The sequence below is a fragment of the Nocardia jiangxiensis NBRC 101359 genome (assembly GCF_000308615.1).
GTDB classification, from domain to species: domain Bacteria; phylum Actinomycetota; class Actinomycetes; order Mycobacteriales; family Mycobacteriaceae; genus Nocardia; species Nocardia jiangxiensis.
Genome location: NZ_BAGB01000040.1, coordinates 279,027 through 294,809, shown reverse-complemented (window position 1 = coordinate 294,809; position 15,783 = coordinate 279,027). Strand labels below are relative to the sequence as shown.

Below are 15,783 nucleotides of genomic sequence, written 5' to 3'. Positions count from 1 at the left end.
CGAATCCGTGGGTGTGATCGACGAACTCGGTAGCGGCACAGCTGGTCTGAGCGTCGGGCAACGTGTCATCACGATCGGAGTGACGGGCACGTGGCAGGAGTATGTCGTTGCCGAGGCTCGGCGGGTGCTGCCCGTTCCCGCGGGAATGAGCGATTCCACCGCGGCCCAGATGCTGGCCAATCCGCTCACCGCGGTGATCTTGACCGGTGACGAACTCGATGTCCGACCGGGTGAATGCCTTCTTCCCCGCCCCCGGTGTGGTCGACTACTGCGCGGTCGAGGCGGCGCTGACGAACCTCACCAAGGCGCTGTCGAAAGAGTTCGGCCGCCAGGGGATTCGGGCGAATTCGATCCGTCCGGGTCCGGTGCGGACGGATCTGTGGCTCGGCAGCGGGGGAGTCGCCGAGACCGTCGCACAGGCAAGTGGCACCAGCGCCCAGGAGGTGGCAGACCAGGCAGTGGCCGCAGCGCCGACCGGACGATTCACCACCCTCGACGAGGTCGCGGATCTGGTGTTGTTCCTCGCCTCGGATCGGGCGGCGAACATCACCGGCGCCGACATGAGGATCGATGGTGGGTTCATCACCACCGTGTAGTTCTCGGTTCGGCAGCAAGGCTGCGTGAGCTGCGCTCTTGCATCAAGTGCGGACACGCAGGCAATGCCGGGAACCTCGTATCGTCAGCACTCTGTGCAACGACCTTTGAGATGGCTGCGGGGCTCGCTACGAGACGGTCTGAGGTCCTGGACTCGGCTCCGAGGACGCTGACCGGGGGAGCGGTGTCCGAAAGCCGTCAGACCGTACAGGCTGCTCATGTGGCGGTTCGAGGATGCATGCGGGGCAGTGGGGGCGACACGCCCTGGACCGAGAACACGAGCAGATGGGCCCGCGCAACTGGGACCGGTTGACGGCATCACGCAGGCCCTATGCGTCTGCTAAATATCAGTATCGACATATGCGCATTAACTAATTAAATATCCACGATGTCTATACAACCCCAAAAAACAAGGACAGACATAGGGCTGCCGCAGAATCGTCCGATGGGAGTGGCTGGGGAGCATCGGGCTGTCTTGTCTGCTTTGTCGGGCAGCCCCGGGCGGCCATCGCCGGATATCGGATGATCGCTTGTTGTGTGACGGTCTCGAGCTGTTGGTGCTGAGCGTCGACTCGTGTTCTGCCACGTTGTCCGTGTGACTTCACAGCGGTATCTGCCGCGCCACTTCCCAGTGGGGGTCGGCATCGTCGCTGATCTGAAGATGTTGGTACAGAAGAAGACTGGTGTCAGCGGGACATGAGAGGATAGGTGAAGGCGGTCTATCGGTCCCGCTAGCCCGCGCGACTTGTGTCGTCGTGGTGCGTTGCTGTCCAGTCGCGGATCGCGGCGACGAATTCCTCGGGCGCATCGGACTCCACGTAGGTGCCGGCGCCTTCGACGATGACGGTCTTGTGGTCGGGGAAGGTGGCTTCCAGGCGTTCGCGTTCCTGGGGGCGGAAGGCGATGTCGGCGTCACCCCAGACGATCAGTGTCGGCAGGTGGGCGATGTCGGCGAGACCGGCCTCGATCTCGGTGAAGAAGGCGCGGCTGGCGAGGATCCGGCTGGGGAGTACGGCGGAGGCCTGGCGCCGCTCGGGCGTGTCCAGCGCCCGGCGGTAGTGGGTCATCTCGGCCGTGGTCGGCCTGCGCCTGCGGTGGCCTGTCGGGATGAACGCGTTGACCACGAGGTTGAGTTGCCGGACGAGGAAGCGGATCGGGGGTCCGCCGAGGATGCGAGAGAAGCCTTCGAAGTGCAGGACGCCGTTGACCGGCCAGGCCCAGGTGTTGGCGAGCACGAGCCGATCGAAGGCGCCTGGCCGCCGTTGCGCCGCGGCCAGGCCGATCGGACCGCCCCAGTCCTGCCCGACGAGGGTGATCCCCTCGAGGCCGAGTGCATCGACGAACGCGGTGACCACGTCGGCGTGCTGCTCGGGCAGGTAGCGGTAGCCGGGCCTCGGCGTGGACAGTCCGAAGCCCGGGTAGTCCAGGGCGATACACCGGAAATCGTCGCGCAGCGCGCGGATGACGTCGCGCCAGAGGAACGACCAGGTCGGGTTTCCGTGCAGCAGTAGCAGCGTGGGTCCCGAACCCTCGTCGACGTAATGCACGGTGTGCCCGTCGATTTCGAGGAAGCGGCTCTCGAACGGAAACAGATCGTCGTCGACCCAGGTGGGCCGCGCGCTTTCGGTGGTACCGGCCATGGTGTGCCCCCTTTCGGCTCGATCCTACGGTAAGCTTGAGAATGTCACGTGCACTTGAGAAAAGCAAGCAGAGGAATATGATGCGTAGCTACGGCCAGTACTGCGGGCTCGCCCGGTCGCTCGAAGTTGTGGGCGATCGGTGGAATCTGCTCATCGTCCGCCAGCTCCTCATCGCTCCCGCCCGCTACCGTGACCTGATCGATGGCCTCCCCGGCATCGCGACCAACTTGCTCGCCGACCGGCTGCGCGACCTGGAGCGCTCGGGCGTGATCGAGCGGCGACCGGCCGGTCAGGGCAGTGTGGTCGAATACGTCCTCACGCCGTGGGGTGCCGAATTGCGCGGGCCGATCGAGAGCCTGATCCGCTGGTCCACCCCGTTGATGGTCCGCGGGCCCGAAGGTGACTCGTTCCGTCCGGGGTGGCTGGCCCTGGCGGTCCCCGCCCTGCTGGACACCCGGGTCGAGGTCCGCCCCTCGGCAACGGTCGGCCTAGAGATCGGCGAGGAGCCCCTTCAACTCCGCGCGACTCGCTCGGGCTTCGAAGTCGGCCCGCACGACGGCCGGGACCTCGACGCCACCGTCCGCGCCGAACCCGCCTATGTCCTCGGCCTCGCCGCCGGCGCGCTCACCCTGAGTGACGCCCGCGCCCTCGGAGTGGTCGAGATCGACGGCGACGAATCCATCGTCCGCGCCGTCTTCGCCGCCTGACGGGACCGCTCCGTCGAACGCCCGGTGGCGGCGCCCCACGGGATCGGCCGCACCAACGGTCCGGGACCGGTTTGCTCGACGGCATCCATCCCGGTCCGATGGCTACGACACGATGGTGCGGCGATATCGCTCGGCGCGCTGAGGCGACTTGCCGTATCGGGTTGTGCGCAGGGCTATTTCGCTGCCGTGGCGCGGCGTGTGGGACGTGCCGCGGGCGGCTTCGCCGCAGGAGCGGCGCTCAACCGGTCGGCGTGCTCGAGGATGCGTTCCAGGCCGTATTCGAAATTGTGCTCGTCCGGGGCGCCGTTGTGTCGGCCCTGAACGCTCGCCGCGGCCAGCAGCGGGGTGGTGTCGGGGGAGATGGTGAGATTCTCGTAGTAGGCGCTGGCCCCGGCCTCGGATTCCTTGTTCTTGTCGTAGAGGCGTTGCAGCACAACGGTTCCGCGCACATGGAGTTGAACGGCCGAGTACGTGTCCACCGCGTCGTCGAGGGTGAGGCCGGCTTGCATCAGGTTGGCGATGACCTGCTCGGTGCCGCGGGCGCCCAATTGCGCTGCCTCCGGGCTCAGCGCCGATCGGATGAGAATCAGGTCGCAGAGAATCGGGTTCTGCAGGAACGTTTTTCGCATCGTACGAGCGTGGTGGCGCAGCGATTCACGCCAGTCGCCGGCTTCCACGAAGGGACCGGCGAACCTGCCGTACTGATGCAGTGCGCGATCGGTCATCGCGTTGAGCAGGTCGTCCTTCTTGCGGAAGTACCAGTAGATGCTGGTCACTCCGACATCGAGATGTTTACCCAGCATCGGCATGCTCAGATTGTCGAGCGACACCTGTTCGGCCAGCTCGAACGCGCCGTCGATGATGTCCTCGGGGTTCAGTGACCCACGCTCGCGCCGCGGCCGTTTCGGTGCGGTTACCCGCTTCGCCATGGTCGCGACCACCTCCGTGTAGTTCGTTGTCACCGTGTCGATGTGCCCGCCGCGGGGTGTGGCGGAAGTTCCATAGTATATCCAACCGTAAATTATACTGCGAGGCATCCCGTCGGTGCGTCGGTCAGGTGTGGGACTCGGTTGTGGCCGGGATCGGCGGGTATTGCGCGGCGGGGTCCGGATTCTCGATCGGACGGCCCAGGAACCGGCGGGCGTTGTCGCCCAGGAAATCTCGGGTGCGGCGGGTGTCCATACCTTCGGCATATTTCCAGTAGCCGCTGGGTTCGGGCAGTCCCTCGGGGTGCGGATAGTCCGAGCCGAACATCACCCGGTCCCATCCGACGGTCTCGACGACGTCGGCGACCGACCCCTCCCAGAACGGGCTGACCCAGATGTTGCGGCGGAAGACCGCGAGCGGGTCCTCGGGGAAGTTCTGCGGCATCCTCTTGTTCAGCTCCGCCAGGTCGTGCAGGAGAGGGCGAATCCATGAACTCCCGTTCTCCACGCTCGCGATGCGCAATCGCGGGAACCGGGTCAGGGTGCCGTGGCAGATCAGGCTGCCGATCATGTCGGAGATCTCGCGGTGCCCGAGCGCGAGCCAGCGGAACGAGCTCATCGCCATGAAATTGGCGGTGGCCGGGGGTTCCCACCGGTTGACGTATTCGTCCAGAGGCGGCTGGCTGGCGTGCAGCACGATGGGTAATCCGGCGTCCTGCACATCGCGCCAGAACGGATCGAACTCCGCCAGCGCCGGGGACCGCCAACCGCGCAGGCCCTTGACGGGGGCGGGCTTGATGAGCGCGACCTGGGCTCCGTTGTCGAGGATGTACTCGAGTTCACGCCGTGCACCGTCCACCTCGGCGCAGTTGATGATCGGGGTGCTGAAGATCCGGTCCTGATAGGCGTAGGTCCAGTGCTCGAGCATCCAACGGTTGAGCGCGTGGACGACGGCCAGGGTGAGTCGGGATCCTCGGCGGTGGAGTGCTCGACGAGACTGGCCAGGGTGGGGTAGTTGAACGTTTCGCGCACGCCCTGGCGGTCGAGTTCGATGATCCGGTCTTCCGGGTTGCGGGTGGCCGCGGGAGCCGGGATCGCCTTGCCCTGCATCTGACGCAGGGTCAGGCCCTCGGTGTTCTCGCCGGCGAAGAACTTCTCGTGCGCGCCCGGCGCCGCGACGCGCTCGAAGGTCGGGTTCGGGATGAAGTCGGTGATCCTGCCGTTGATGGCGATCCGGGTGTGCCGCCCGATCTGCACGTACCGGACGGCCTGGCGATATGGCTCGGGCAGGTACTTGGTCAGCGCGTCGGCCGTCTCGTACATGTGCGCATCGGCATCGAAGATCGAGGCATCGATCGGCGGTGTCATATCTGTACTCCTTCGGATGTGCACGGTCATCGGCCCGGTCCGGGTATCACGACGCGGGCGGCTCGGCGGCGCGGGCGGTGAGGAAGTCGTCGACGATGCGGCGGCAGTCCGCGCGAGTGCTGCGGCCCAGACCCGCGAGCCGGATGAACACGACAGGTCCGATCAACCGGGCCAGCGCGGTGGTCGCGTCGTAGTCGCCGAGGACGGCGCGGGCGTCCGGGCGGGCGAACAGGTCGTCGAACGGGCGGCGGTACTGCTCGATGAGGTGCAGGCGCAGCGATGCCCCCTCGGGTCCGCTGTTCGTGCCGGTCGGGTCGCTGGTGGCGATCCAGGTCAGCATGCTCATCTGCAGGGGCGCCTCGTCGATCAGCACGGCCTGGCGGTGGACCAGCTCGATGAGCCGATCACGCAGTGTCCCTTCCGATTCCGGCACCTCCGCCGGTGGCGGCAGGAATCGCTCGAGCGCTGCGGCGCGCAGTTGCCGCACCGTGCCGAAGTGGCGGTACAGGGTCGTGCGTGCGACCTTCGAGATCCGGGTGACGGCCTCGACCGTCACCGCGTCGAGGCCGCCCGAGGTGAGCAGCGCGGCTGCGGCGTCGAGGAGTTTGCCGCGTGAGCGCTGCTTGCGCGGGTCTTCCTCGAACCAGGTCTCGGGCACCATCGTCGTGGTCATCGTTGCGGCTACAGCGGGGTCATGCCGCTGATCAGCCACTGGTCACCGTGCTTTTCCGCGGTGACGCTCACGCGGCTGGAACTGGTGGTCGGAGCGGGCACGGCGGTGCTCACGGTCACCTGGTCGATGTACATCAGCAGGGTGATGTGGTCCGGTGAGGCGGCCAGGATCCCGGTGGACACCACGTGTGCTCTGGTCGTGACGCCCTTGTCCTGGGCTACCGGAACGATCGTCCTGGTGACCAGATCGCGGTACTGATCTCGGAAGGGGCCGGTGAGTCCGGGCACCGCGGTGAGATCCTTGCCGACCGTGGTCGCGGTGTAGCTGAGCATCTTCGCGACGGTCTCCTGAGCGGCCTGTGGTGCGTCGCGGCGGGCGGTGGCGGTCGCGGTGGCGCGCTGGTTGTCCCGCACCAGCAGTACCGCGGCGACCGTCAGCGCGATGATCAGTGCGGCCAGGACGGGAATGATGCTGAGGCGCACTACTTTTCGGGTGCGGTGATAGCGTACGGGCTGCTCGGTCACGGTACGAACTCCACATCGGACACTTTGCGAACGCCGTGGACCTGCTTGACGGTAACGCTGAAGCGGTATGAGCGGCGCTGCTGCTGATGGGTCTGAGGGTCGGTGACCTGTGCGTCGGCGGCGACGATCACGGTGGTGCCCTCGCCGCCGCGGGCGGTGCCGTCCTCGGTCGCGATCCCGGCGGCGATCACCTGGCCGGTGGACAGCACATCGGCGTCGTGGATCGCCTTGACGTAATTCGCTGACTGATTGTGCAATTCGTCGGAGAACGGTGCGGTGGTCAGCTCGTTCAGGCGGGTCAGGTCTGCGGCGGCGTTGTCGCCACTGATGTTGATCAGGGCCGTGATGCCCTGCTTGGCCGTGTCGACGATGGCGGCTTGCTGCTGCGCCTCGCCGGTCAGGTGCTGATGCTGCTGCCATGCCAGCGCCGCGACGGTGACTGCGGCGGCCAAGGCGACCACCGCTACAGCGACCGACGCGATGCGAAAACCGCGGCGTCCCACTGCAAGTCTCGTTCGGAGGGGTCGTCGCATGCGGTCGCGCAGGCGGCGCATTTGCTGGAGATCCTCGGGCTGCAAGGGAACTCGCGCCTGGTCAGGGTCCGCGACCGGGTTTGCTCCTGCGTGCTCTGCGGGAGGTCCGGTCGGCCGGGTCGCCTTGCGTCGTCGTTGCGGTGTCGCGAGTGCCGTGCCCGAGGCTGCGCCGGGGGTCAGGGAATCGGGACGGTCAACAGTTGTGTCCATGCCGGGTCCTGGTGGGCTGGTGGGGAATTCGGTCCGATCTCGATGTGCCGGTAGGCGGTTCCGTCCGGGGTGAGGTACAGGGGTGTGCCGGGCAGGTAGTGCGCCACTGCGGGCGCAGCCGGCGCCGGTGTCGTGGTGTGGGCCGCCGCGGGATGTGGCGGGGCGGCGGCTGCGGGTGTGGGGCCCAGTTCGCCGGGGTTGTTGTCGCCGGTCGGCGGCCGCGCGCCGCCCGAGCACTGTTCGGGGGTCGCCGCGCGCACGCCCGGATTGTTCAGGCACGGCAGGTTGCGCATGCCGCGCACCGCGAAGGGGGAATTCTGCGGGACGTTGCAGTACAGGTCGCTGGGTGTGGCGGGCGATCCGGTGTCGGTGGGCATCCGGCGCTGGTTCGCGGGCAGATATCCGGTGGTGCACGCCGCGGGGTCCTGCACCTCCGCGGAGAACACGACATTGACCGCGCCGTCCGGGACGCCGCGTTTGCCCGCGGTGTTCTCCGCGGCGATCAGCGGCGGCAGCAGAACCAGGACCTGCTCGATGGCGGGGTTGTAGGTCAGTGCGACCTGGCCGAGGGTGGTCATATTGGTCAGCAGCAGCGGCAATGTGGGTGCGAGTTGCTGGAACAGTTGATCGGCCTGGTCGGCCGCGGCGGGGCCGCGTTGCAGGATGTCCCGCACCGCGGGGTCGGCGGTGCGGAGCTGCTCGGTCAGATCGGCGAGATTCTGTGCCCAGGAACGAATTTCGGCGCTGCTCACCAGTTGGGTGTTCAGCAGTGGCGTGAGCTGCTGCACCAGAGTGACCAGCGCGTTGCCGTTGGCGGCGAGGGCATCGACGAAATTCGTTGTGGAGTCCAGTATTTGGGCAAGGTCCCCGCCTTCGCCGCCCAGTGCGCGTGCTGCCTGATCGAGCACCGAGTGCAGGGTGCCCGGCGGCAGTGACGCGAGAATGGTGCGGGTCTGGTCCAGGATGGGACCGATCTGGTCCGCGACGCGAACCTGATTCACCGGGATGGTGGATCCGTCGTGCAGGTAGGGCCCGCCGTTGCTGCTGGGCTGCAGGTCCACGTACTGCTCACCGATCGCCGACATCGAACGCACCCGGGCGATCAGAGCGCTGGGCACTCGCACCGAATCGATCAGTGAGAGTGTGGCTCTCACACCGCTCGGGTGCAGATCGACCGACGTGACGCGCCCGATGGTGTGACCGTCGTAGGTGACATTCGCGCTCTGATACAGCCCGCCGGCTCTGGGCAGCTCGACGGTGACGTGGTATCTCCCGATGGACAGCGCCGCGGGAATCCGCAGGTAGTAGATGCCGGTGAAGACGGTCGACACGAGTGAGACGACCGTGAAGATGATCAGCTGTGTGCGAACCAGAGGCGAGAGTTTCATCGGCCGTTCCTCACCGGCGCACTGGGGTCCGGTGGGGCCAGTGGCGTGCCGAACAGCAGGCCCTGTTGCAGTCGCGGCAGGGTGAGATCCGCCTCGGCCCACAGGTTCATGTAGTCCCCGCGAATCCCGTTCTGCACTGCGACCGGCGGGAACGGGAAGGTGGCGAGCTGGTGGATGTTGCCGACCAGATCGTCACCGGCCTGCGAGATCTTCTGCAGCAACGGAACCAGTCCGGTGAGGTTCTTCTCGAGATCTCCCTGGGTCTGCTGGATCAGTGCGGTTCCGGCCGCGCCGAAGCGGGTCAGCGCGGCCAGGGCGGTGGTGAGATCCCCGCGCTGCTGGTTCAGCACGTCCACAGCCGGGGAGATGGCCGAGAGGGCTTTGCCGATCGAGTCGTTGTCCTTCGCGGCCACAGCGGAGAACCGGTCCAGTCCGTCCAGGGTGGCGGTGATGGCGTTGCGCTGCGAATCCAGCTCGCCCAGTAGCGAATTCATCTCATCGATCACCTTGCCGACCGAATCCTGATGTCCGGCCAGGGCTTTGTCGGTTTCGGCGATGATGGTCTGTAGATTGCCCAGGCCGCCGGTGCCGAGCACCATGGACAGGGCCGCCAGGGTCTGCTCGGTGGTCGGGTAATCGCCCGCGCGCTGCAAGGGGATCACGCTGCCGTCGGTGAGCGTGCCGTGCGGGTCCGGTGGTGCGGTGAGTTCGATGTGGGTGGCGCCCAGCAGGCTGGTCTGCCCGATCTTCGCGGTCGCGTTGGCGGGCAGTATCGTGCCGCGGTCGAGGGTGACGGTGACTTTGGCGAGCCAGTTCTCGGTCGTGATCGCGGTGATCGAGCCGACCTCCACATCGCGCACCATGACCGGCGAGTTCGGGGTGATGGTGGTGACGTCGGGCATCTGGATCGTGACCTGATAGCTCCCGGGCCCGTGCCCCTTCGTGCCGGGCAGCGGCAGCGAGTTCAGACTGGTCCACTGACAGCCGGATAGCGTGGCGCACAGGGTAATTGCGCATGCCAGCGCTGCGGGGCGCAGGTAGCGGGCGCGGTTCATTTCGGTTGTCCCGGTAGCAGCAGGTGTTCGAGCGAGGGCGGGCTGTACACCAGCTGGCCGGGTCCTGAGCCGGTGCCGATGGTCGGGTTGATCGAGACCGGTGGGTAGTTCATCCGCAGCGTGTTCAGCAGCGGCCCGAGATATTGCGCGCACAGCTTCGCTCCTTGGTCGGATGTGGCATTCGAGACCGCGGCGATCGAGCCGCACAGGAAGTTGATGGGGTTGGCGAAGTTCGGGAATCCCGGCACACCGATGATCGCACCCTGTCCGGGGTTGTAGGTGTTGTAGTAGTTCGACAGCGCGGTGGGCGCGCGATGCAGGACCGTCTCTAGTGCATTGCGTTGGGAGACAAGGGTTCCTGCCGCATCGGAGAGCTGCTTCACCTGGGTGGTGATGCCGTCGCGGTGCGTGGTCACGAACGATTGGATATCGCCGATGGCGCTGTCCAGGGTGGTCAACGCCGAGCCGAGCTGGTCGTGATTGCCCGCGAGTACCCCGCTGACGGTCGCGAGCCGCCCCTGGAACACGACGATCTGCTGATCGCCGGCCGCCAGCGCGGTGGTGAACGCCTGCAGATTGCGCACCGTGCCGAACAGGTCCGTACTTCCCGCGGACAAGGTCGCCATGGTCGCCGAGAGCTGTTGCAGGGTGGCGCGCAACGCATCTGCGTTGCCGTCCAGGGCCGCGGCGGCCGATCCCAGGAACCGGGCGCCGGGTCCTTTCGGGTCCGCGGCGGTGGGTGCGAGCGCGGTGGTGACCCGGTTCAGCTGCTGTTCGACCTGGTCCCATTCGACCGGGACGGCGGTGCGGCTCAACGGGATGTCGACATCGTGCCCGGCATCGGGTCCGCCGGTCCATGCCGGGGTCAGTTGGATGAACCGGGCAGCGACCAGGCTCTGCGCCATCACCACGGCCTTCACATCGCCGGGCAGCCGCAGCGATCGGGGGATGCGCATCCGCACGGTCAGCGAGGTGCCCTCGGCGTCGATGCTCTGCACGGTTCCGACCTTCACCCCGACCACGCGCACCTGGTCTCCGGCGTAGAGGCCGTTGGTCCCGGTGAAGTGCGCGGTGACGGTGTAGTACCGCGACTGCTGCACCAAGTGGTAGCCGGTGGCGATCACCGCGAGCACGATGGCGCCAACGCCGATGTGAAATATCCAGCGGCGGAGCGGAGTTCGTGGCTCGGACCGGCGGGCGAGGACGGTTCGGATGCGCGTGATCATTTGACCTGGGGGATCGGCAGGGGTGCGGGCGGCAGGCCGAACACCGTGTTGAGCAGGGGCTGGGTGTAGTCGCCGGGCACCAGATTCTGGATGTACGCGTAGAAGTAGGGGCCGCTGGCGACCGCGTCACCGAGGGTGCCGATATAGGTGGACAGACCCTGGATCGACTGGGAGATGTTGTCGCGGTTGTTGTTCAGCAATGTCAGCACCTGTCCGAGTTTGCTCAGTGCCGGGGTCAGTGCGGCGTTGTCCTCGTGCACCGTGCCCGAAAGCTGCTGGGACAGTCGGGTTATCCCGGTGATGAGCCCGCCGAGGGCCTGGCTGCGGACCTGCAGTTCGCCCAGGAGTGAATTCCCGTCCAGGAGAAGTTTGTTCACCTGCGGGGCGCGATCGGCCAGTACCGAGGTCACCTGCTGGGCGCCCGAGAGCAGTTGGCGCAGTGCCCGATCGCGCTCGTTGACGGTCTGGGCGAGGCGTTTCATCCCGTCCAGTGCCGGGCCCACCTGCGGTGCGGCGGCGATCAGCACATCCGAGGCGCTGTCCAGAGCCTGGGTCAGCTGTCCGAGGTCGATATCGCGGATGGCGTCGGTGGCCTCGTTGAGGATGTTGGGCAGGGTGTATCCGGAGCGGGTGCGTTCGATCGGGATCACTCCGTGCGGGCGCATTCGCCCGCTGCCGGACGGGGTTATTTCGATCGACCGCTTTCCCAGCAGTGAGGTTGTTTTTATCGCGGCTGTGGTCGAATTGCCCAGGGCGATAGCGTTGTTCACGCTGAAGGTGACTTTCGCGAGACCGGTGTCCACCGCGATATCGGTGACCGTGCCCACCTGGACTCCCGCGGCGGAGACGTCATCACCGGTGAGCAGGCCGCTGGCGTCGGAGAACATCGCCGAATAGGTGAGCGTGGGGGTGTTGAGCATCGGGATTCGGTCGAATTGTAGTGCGACCAGGCAGATGGCCACGGTCATGACCAGCCCGACGATTCCGACGCGGCCGGCCCTGAAGTGCGAGAGTCGTTTCATTTCTGTGGTGCGCACCTTCCGGTCTTCTGGTCGGTGAGTTGGATGACCTCGGGTTTGCCGTCCGGGCCGTCCACTTTCAGCGACAGCCCGCACATGTAGAAGTTGAAGAACGATCCGTACGCGCCGGTGCGGGTCAGCTTGCGGTAGTCGTCGGGCAGCGCGTTGAGCACGCCGTCGAGATCGTTGATGTGATTCACGCTCGGCGTCAGCGCCGCATCCATCCCGTTGATGGTTGCCGACAGATCGGGCCGCACATCGGACAGCAGGCCCGAGAAGGTCTGCGTGGCGTCATCGAGGGTATCGACCGCATGCCCCAGAATGCCGCGGTCCGCGGCGAGTTCCGAGACCAGTTGTTGCAGATGATCCAGCGTGCTGCCGAATTGGTCACCACGCGAGGCGATTTCACCCAGGACGGTGTCGAGGTTGGTGATCACTCTGCCGATGACCTGGTCCCGGTCGGCAAGGGTGGCGGTCACCGACCCGACCCGCTCGAGTACCTCGGTGATGGTGCCCGCGCGCCCCTGGAAGATCTGCAGCAGGGCCAGGGACAGGTCGTTGACCTGTTTGGGATCCAGTGCCTGCAGTAGCGGGTGGAAGCCGCCGAGCAGGGCGTCCAGGTCCAGTGCCGGAGCCGTATTCGGGGGTGCGATGGTGCCGCCGGTGGGCAGCGGCGTCGAAGCCGGGCCGCGCTGCAACTCGAGGTAGCGGTTGCCGATGAGATCTTCGTAGCGGATCGCCGCGCGGGTGGAGACCGTGGGCCGATCGTCGGTGTTGATCGAGAAGTCCACGTGGGCACGATGATCGGAGCCGTACCGCACCGCGTTCACCGTGCCGACGGGCACACCCGCGATGCGGACCTTCGCGCCGGGATGCATGCCCGAGGTGTCGGTGAACACGGCGTGATAGGTGTGCGAGTTGCCCGAATTCACCTGGGTGAAGACCAGGATCATCGCGCCGTTGACCAGCAGCATGACCACGACGAAGATTCCGAGTTTGACCAGCGCGGGGCGATTCATCGCCGACCGCCCAGGCCGAACAGGTAGCTCAGGATGTCGGGCCGGCGCAATCCGGTGCCCTGGCGTGACGGGTCGAACGGATTCACTCCGGTATCGGTCACGACGTAAGGCACCGGATGCACCGGATCGGTGTAGGGCAGCCCCAGACAGTGCGGTCCACCGGTCGCGTCGACCTTGGGCAGATCCTTCGGGTACTGATACGGCGTGACGCCCGGGATCAGGCCCGCGTACATCTTGACCCCGGGCTGTCCCGCATAGGCCATCGGGTTGGTCTTGTTACTGGCGGTGATGCCCTGGAACAGACACGGGATCTCCGGGGAGTACAGCGCGAGCAACGCACTGGTGGGCGCGAACCGGTGCAGCGTGGCGGCCAGCGCGGAACCGTTGCGGTTCAACAGATCCGAGCCAGTATAGGCCAGAGCGGTCGCGCTCGACAGAGTGCCCGCCAACTGCCGCTGCTGATCGACGATCGACGTGCTCGTCGTGGTGAGCGAGGTGAGGGTGCGCATCAGGTCCGGAGCGATGTCGCCGTACAACTGTGCGGTCGGCGCGGTCGTGCGCAGCAACTGCGCGATCCCGGGATCGGCGGCAGCGAGTTCGGCCAGCACACCGGAGGCGTGGTCCAGGGCGGCGCCCAGGCGCTCGCCGCGGCCCTGCAGCGCGGCGGCCAACGCCCCCATCGTGGCATCGAGCTGTGTGGGGTCCACCGCCTTCAGCAAGGTGGTGAGTTGTTCGAACACCGTGGTCAGTTCGACGGTCACGTGCGAGATGTCGATCGTCGCGCCGGGAGCCAAGCGTGCGGTGGCCGGTGTGGCCGGTGCGTCGAGGCTGACGAATTTCGCGCCGAATACGGTGGTGGAGGTGATCTGTGCGGTGACATCGGCCGGGATCGATGCCAGTGCCGACCGGTGCAACCGCATGGTCAGCCGGGCACGATCGCCCCGATAGTCGATCGCGGTGACCTCGCCGACCTGCGCGCCGGTCATGGCCACACGTGCGCCCCGGTCCATGACGAGCCCGGCCCGGTCGGCCACGAGGGTCACGTGTGCCCAATCGTCGAAACGCTCCTGGTAACTCGACCACACGGTCCACCCGGTGCCCACGATCGCGGCGAGAAGTCCCAGGACGACGAATTTCGGTGTCGCCCAACGCAACAGACGCATGTCGATCCTATCCGGAAAGGTGGAAGTTGCCGTTGCCGCCGTACAGGGCGAGCGAGACCAGCAGCACGACCAGCACGACCAGGATCAAGGACATCCGCACCGCTCGCCCCACCGCGGATCCGACTCCGGCCGGACCGCCCGAGGCGGTGAAGCCGTAGTGGGTGTGGATCACCATCACCAGCAGTGCGATCAGAATCGCCTGAATGAACGACCACATCACGTCCACCGGGTTCAGGAAGGTGGAGAAATAGTGGTCGTACAGTCCCGAGGACTGCCCGAAGATCACGACGGTGGTGAACCGGCCCGCGACGAACGATGCCGCCAGAGCCAGTGCGTAGAGCGGGACGATCGTGATCATCCCGGCCGCGATGCGCGAGCTGACCACATACGGGACAGGGCGGATCGCCATGGATTCCAGGGCGTCGATCTCCTCGGCGATGCGCATGGCCCCGATCTGCGCGGTCGCTCCCGCGCCGAGCGTCGCCGACAGCGCGATTCCCGCGATGACCGGCGCCGCGATACGCACGTTGATGAACGCGGACAGGAATCCGGTGAGCGCTTCGATACCGATATTGCCCAGAGAGCTGTAGCCCTGGATGGCGATGGTGCTTCCGGTGGCCAGGGTCATGAAGCCCACGATCGCGGCGGTGCCGCCGATCATCGCCAGTGCGCCACTGCCCATGCTGATCTCCGCGACCAGGCGCAGGGCTTCGCCGGGATGACTCACGACCGCGCCGGGAATGTGCACGATCGCCTTGCCGTAGAAGACGAGTCGCGCGCCGAGGGCATCGATCGCGGCGTCCCAACGTTGTAGTCGCCGCCGCGCGTGGACGAATTTCCCGGTGTCGGAGATATACATGATCATCATTTCCCCGAGATCCGGATGCCGACGGCGGTGACCACGGTGTTGACGACGAACAGTGCGATGAATGCGTAGACCACGGTTTCGTTGACCGCCTGTCCGACGCTCTTGGGGCCGCCCGATACCGACAGTCCGCGGTAGCAGGCGACCAATCCGGCGATCATGCCGAACAGCAGCGCCTTGACCGCTGAGATGCCCAATTCCGTTGCGCCGGTGAGCAATGTGATGCCCGAGGCGAACGCGCCGGGATTGACTCCCTGCAACTGGACCGAGAACAGGAATCCGCCCGCGATTCCGATGGCGCACACCAGGCCGTTGAGCAGGACCGCGACCATCGTGGAGGCGACCACACGCGGAATCACCAGCCGCTGAATCGGATCGATGCCCAGGACCTGCATCGCATCGATCTCCTCGCGGATCACCCGCGAGCCCAGATCGGCGCACATCGCGGTCGCTCCGGCTCCCGCGACGATCAGCACGGTCACCATCGGCCCGACCTGGGTGACCGCGCCGAATGCGGCGCCGGCCCCGCTCATGGTTGCGGCGCCGATTTCGCGCAGCAGGATATTGAGTGTGAAACTCACCAGCACGGTGAACGGCACCGCGACCAGAACCGTGGGAAGTAGCGAGACGCGCGCGAGCATCCATCCTTGTTCGATGAATTCGCTCATCCGGAATCGGGTGGTGACCAGGCCACGTCCGACGTCGGCGACCATGGCGAAGAACTGGCCTACTTCCCGGACAGGAGCATTCAGTCGTTCCGGATGCATCGATCCTCCAGCGGACTGCTCGGGTGCTGCGGACGATGCAGGGCCGAGTTGATCAAGCGTCTAACTATTGCTATTACAGTGTGGCCTACGATACATCACTCGGTTG

15 protein-coding genes and 2 pseudogenes are annotated in these 15,783 nt (G+C 66.3%); 3 read left to right on the top strand and 14 right to left on the bottom strand.

The window, feature by feature from the left end; all coding sequences use genetic code 11:
• Positions 1-7: 7 nt before the first annotated feature.
• Together ON40_RS56040 and ON40_RS13795 are read left to right on the top strand one after the other, a co-directional pair.
• A pseudogene (locus tag ON40_RS56040) lies at positions 8-127 on the top strand (NADPH:quinone reductase); the annotation flags it as partial.
• 79 nt (positions 128-206) lie between these two features.
• Complete coding sequence (locus tag ON40_RS13795) at positions 207-596, top strand: SDR family NAD(P)-dependent oxidoreductase (RefSeq protein ID WP_245567790.1); 390 nt, start codon at positions 207-209, stop codon at positions 594-596.
• Between the two features lie 729 nt (positions 597-1,325).
• Here the strand turns inward: ON40_RS13795 and ON40_RS13790 are convergent.
• The gene (locus ON40_RS13790) at positions 1,326-2,234 is read right to left on the bottom strand and encodes an alpha/beta fold hydrolase (protein WP_040822308.1); all 909 of its coding nucleotides are present in this window, start codon (positions 2,232-2,234) and stop codon (positions 1,326-1,328) included.
• Positions 2,235-2,314: 80 nt separating this feature from the next.
• Between ON40_RS13790 and ON40_RS13785 the strand changes: the two genes are divergently transcribed.
• The gene (locus tag ON40_RS13785; protein WP_040822639.1) at positions 2,315-2,941 is read left to right on the top strand and encodes a winged helix-turn-helix transcriptional regulator; all 627 of its coding nucleotides are present in this window, start codon (positions 2,315-2,317) and stop codon (positions 2,939-2,941) included.
• Positions 2,942-3,114: 173 nt separating this feature from the next.
• Here the strand turns inward: ON40_RS13785 and ON40_RS13780 are convergent, their stop codons facing one another.
• The 13 genes and pseudogenes from ON40_RS13780 to ON40_RS13720 all read right to left on the bottom strand — a co-directional run bounded on the left by ON40_RS13780 (position 3,115) and on the right by ON40_RS13720 (position 15,677).
• Positions 3,115-3,870, bottom strand: coding sequence for a TetR/AcrR family transcriptional regulator (locus tag ON40_RS13780; protein WP_040822638.1), 756 nt, complete (start codon positions 3,868-3,870; stop codon positions 3,115-3,117).
• Positions 3,871-3,994: 124 nt separating this feature from the next.
• Positions 3,995-5,235 (bottom strand): annotated as a pseudogene (locus tag ON40_RS13775) (amidohydrolase family protein).
• A gap of 46 nt (positions 5,236-5,281) precedes the next feature.
• On the bottom strand, positions 5,282-5,908 hold the full coding sequence (locus ON40_RS13770; protein ID WP_040822305.1) for a TetR/AcrR family transcriptional regulator: 627 nt from the start codon (positions 5,906-5,908) through the stop codon (positions 5,282-5,284).
• An 8-nt stretch (positions 5,909-5,916) separates the two neighbouring features.
• Positions 5,917-6,432 (bottom strand): hypothetical protein, encoded by a 516-nt coding sequence (locus tag ON40_RS13765; RefSeq protein WP_051193068.1) that lies wholly within the window; start codon positions 6,430-6,432, stop codon positions 5,917-5,919.
• Entirely contained in the window at positions 6,429-6,935 is a 507-nt protein-coding gene (locus ON40_RS13760) for an Rv1363c family protein (protein ID WP_040822304.1), read from the bottom strand. The genes ON40_RS13765 and ON40_RS13760 overlap by 4 nt, the downstream gene beginning before the upstream one ends.
• 206 nt (positions 6,936-7,141) lie before the next feature.
• Positions 7,142-8,563, bottom strand: a complete 1,422-nt coding sequence (locus ON40_RS13755; RefSeq protein ID WP_051193067.1) for an MCE family protein — start codon at positions 8,561-8,563, stop codon at positions 7,142-7,144.
• Positions 8,560-9,618 carry an MCE family protein gene (locus tag ON40_RS13750; RefSeq protein ID WP_051193066.1) on the bottom strand — a complete coding sequence of 353 codons (1,059 nt, stop codon included), beginning with the start codon at positions 9,616-9,618 and terminating at the stop codon, positions 8,560-8,562. The genes ON40_RS13755 and ON40_RS13750 overlap by 4 nt, the downstream gene beginning before the upstream one ends.
• Positions 9,615-10,844 carry an MCE family protein gene (locus tag ON40_RS13745; RefSeq protein ID WP_051193065.1) on the bottom strand — a complete coding sequence of 410 codons (1,230 nt, stop codon included), beginning with the start codon at positions 10,842-10,844 and terminating at the stop codon, positions 9,615-9,617. The genes ON40_RS13750 and ON40_RS13745 overlap by 4 nt, the downstream gene beginning before the upstream one ends.
• Positions 10,841-11,866 carry an MCE family protein gene (locus tag ON40_RS13740; RefSeq protein ID WP_040822301.1) on the bottom strand — a complete coding sequence of 342 codons (1,026 nt, stop codon included), beginning with the start codon at positions 11,864-11,866 and terminating at the stop codon, positions 10,841-10,843. The genes ON40_RS13745 and ON40_RS13740 overlap by 4 nt, the downstream gene beginning before the upstream one ends.
• The gene (locus ON40_RS13735) at positions 11,863-12,882 is read right to left on the bottom strand and encodes an MCE family protein (protein WP_040822298.1); all 1,020 of its coding nucleotides are present in this window, start codon (positions 12,880-12,882) and stop codon (positions 11,863-11,865) included. Before ON40_RS13735 ends, ON40_RS13740 begins: the two co-directional genes overlap by 4 nt.
• Complete coding sequence (locus ON40_RS13730; RefSeq protein WP_040822294.1) at positions 12,879-14,045, bottom strand: MCE family protein; 1,167 nt, start codon at positions 14,043-14,045, stop codon at positions 12,879-12,881. The genes ON40_RS13735 and ON40_RS13730 overlap by 4 nt, the downstream gene beginning before the upstream one ends.
• Before the next feature lie 7 nt (positions 14,046-14,052).
• Positions 14,053-14,904 (bottom strand): ABC transporter permease, encoded by an 852-nt coding sequence (locus tag ON40_RS13725; RefSeq protein ID WP_040822622.1) that lies wholly within the window; start codon positions 14,902-14,904, stop codon positions 14,053-14,055.
• Positions 14,905-14,909: 5 nt separating this feature from the next.
• The gene (locus ON40_RS13720; protein WP_040822293.1) at positions 14,910-15,677 is read right to left on the bottom strand and encodes an MlaE family ABC transporter permease; all 768 of its coding nucleotides are present in this window, start codon (positions 15,675-15,677) and stop codon (positions 14,910-14,912) included.
• Between the last annotated feature and the right edge of the window lie 106 nt (positions 15,678-15,783).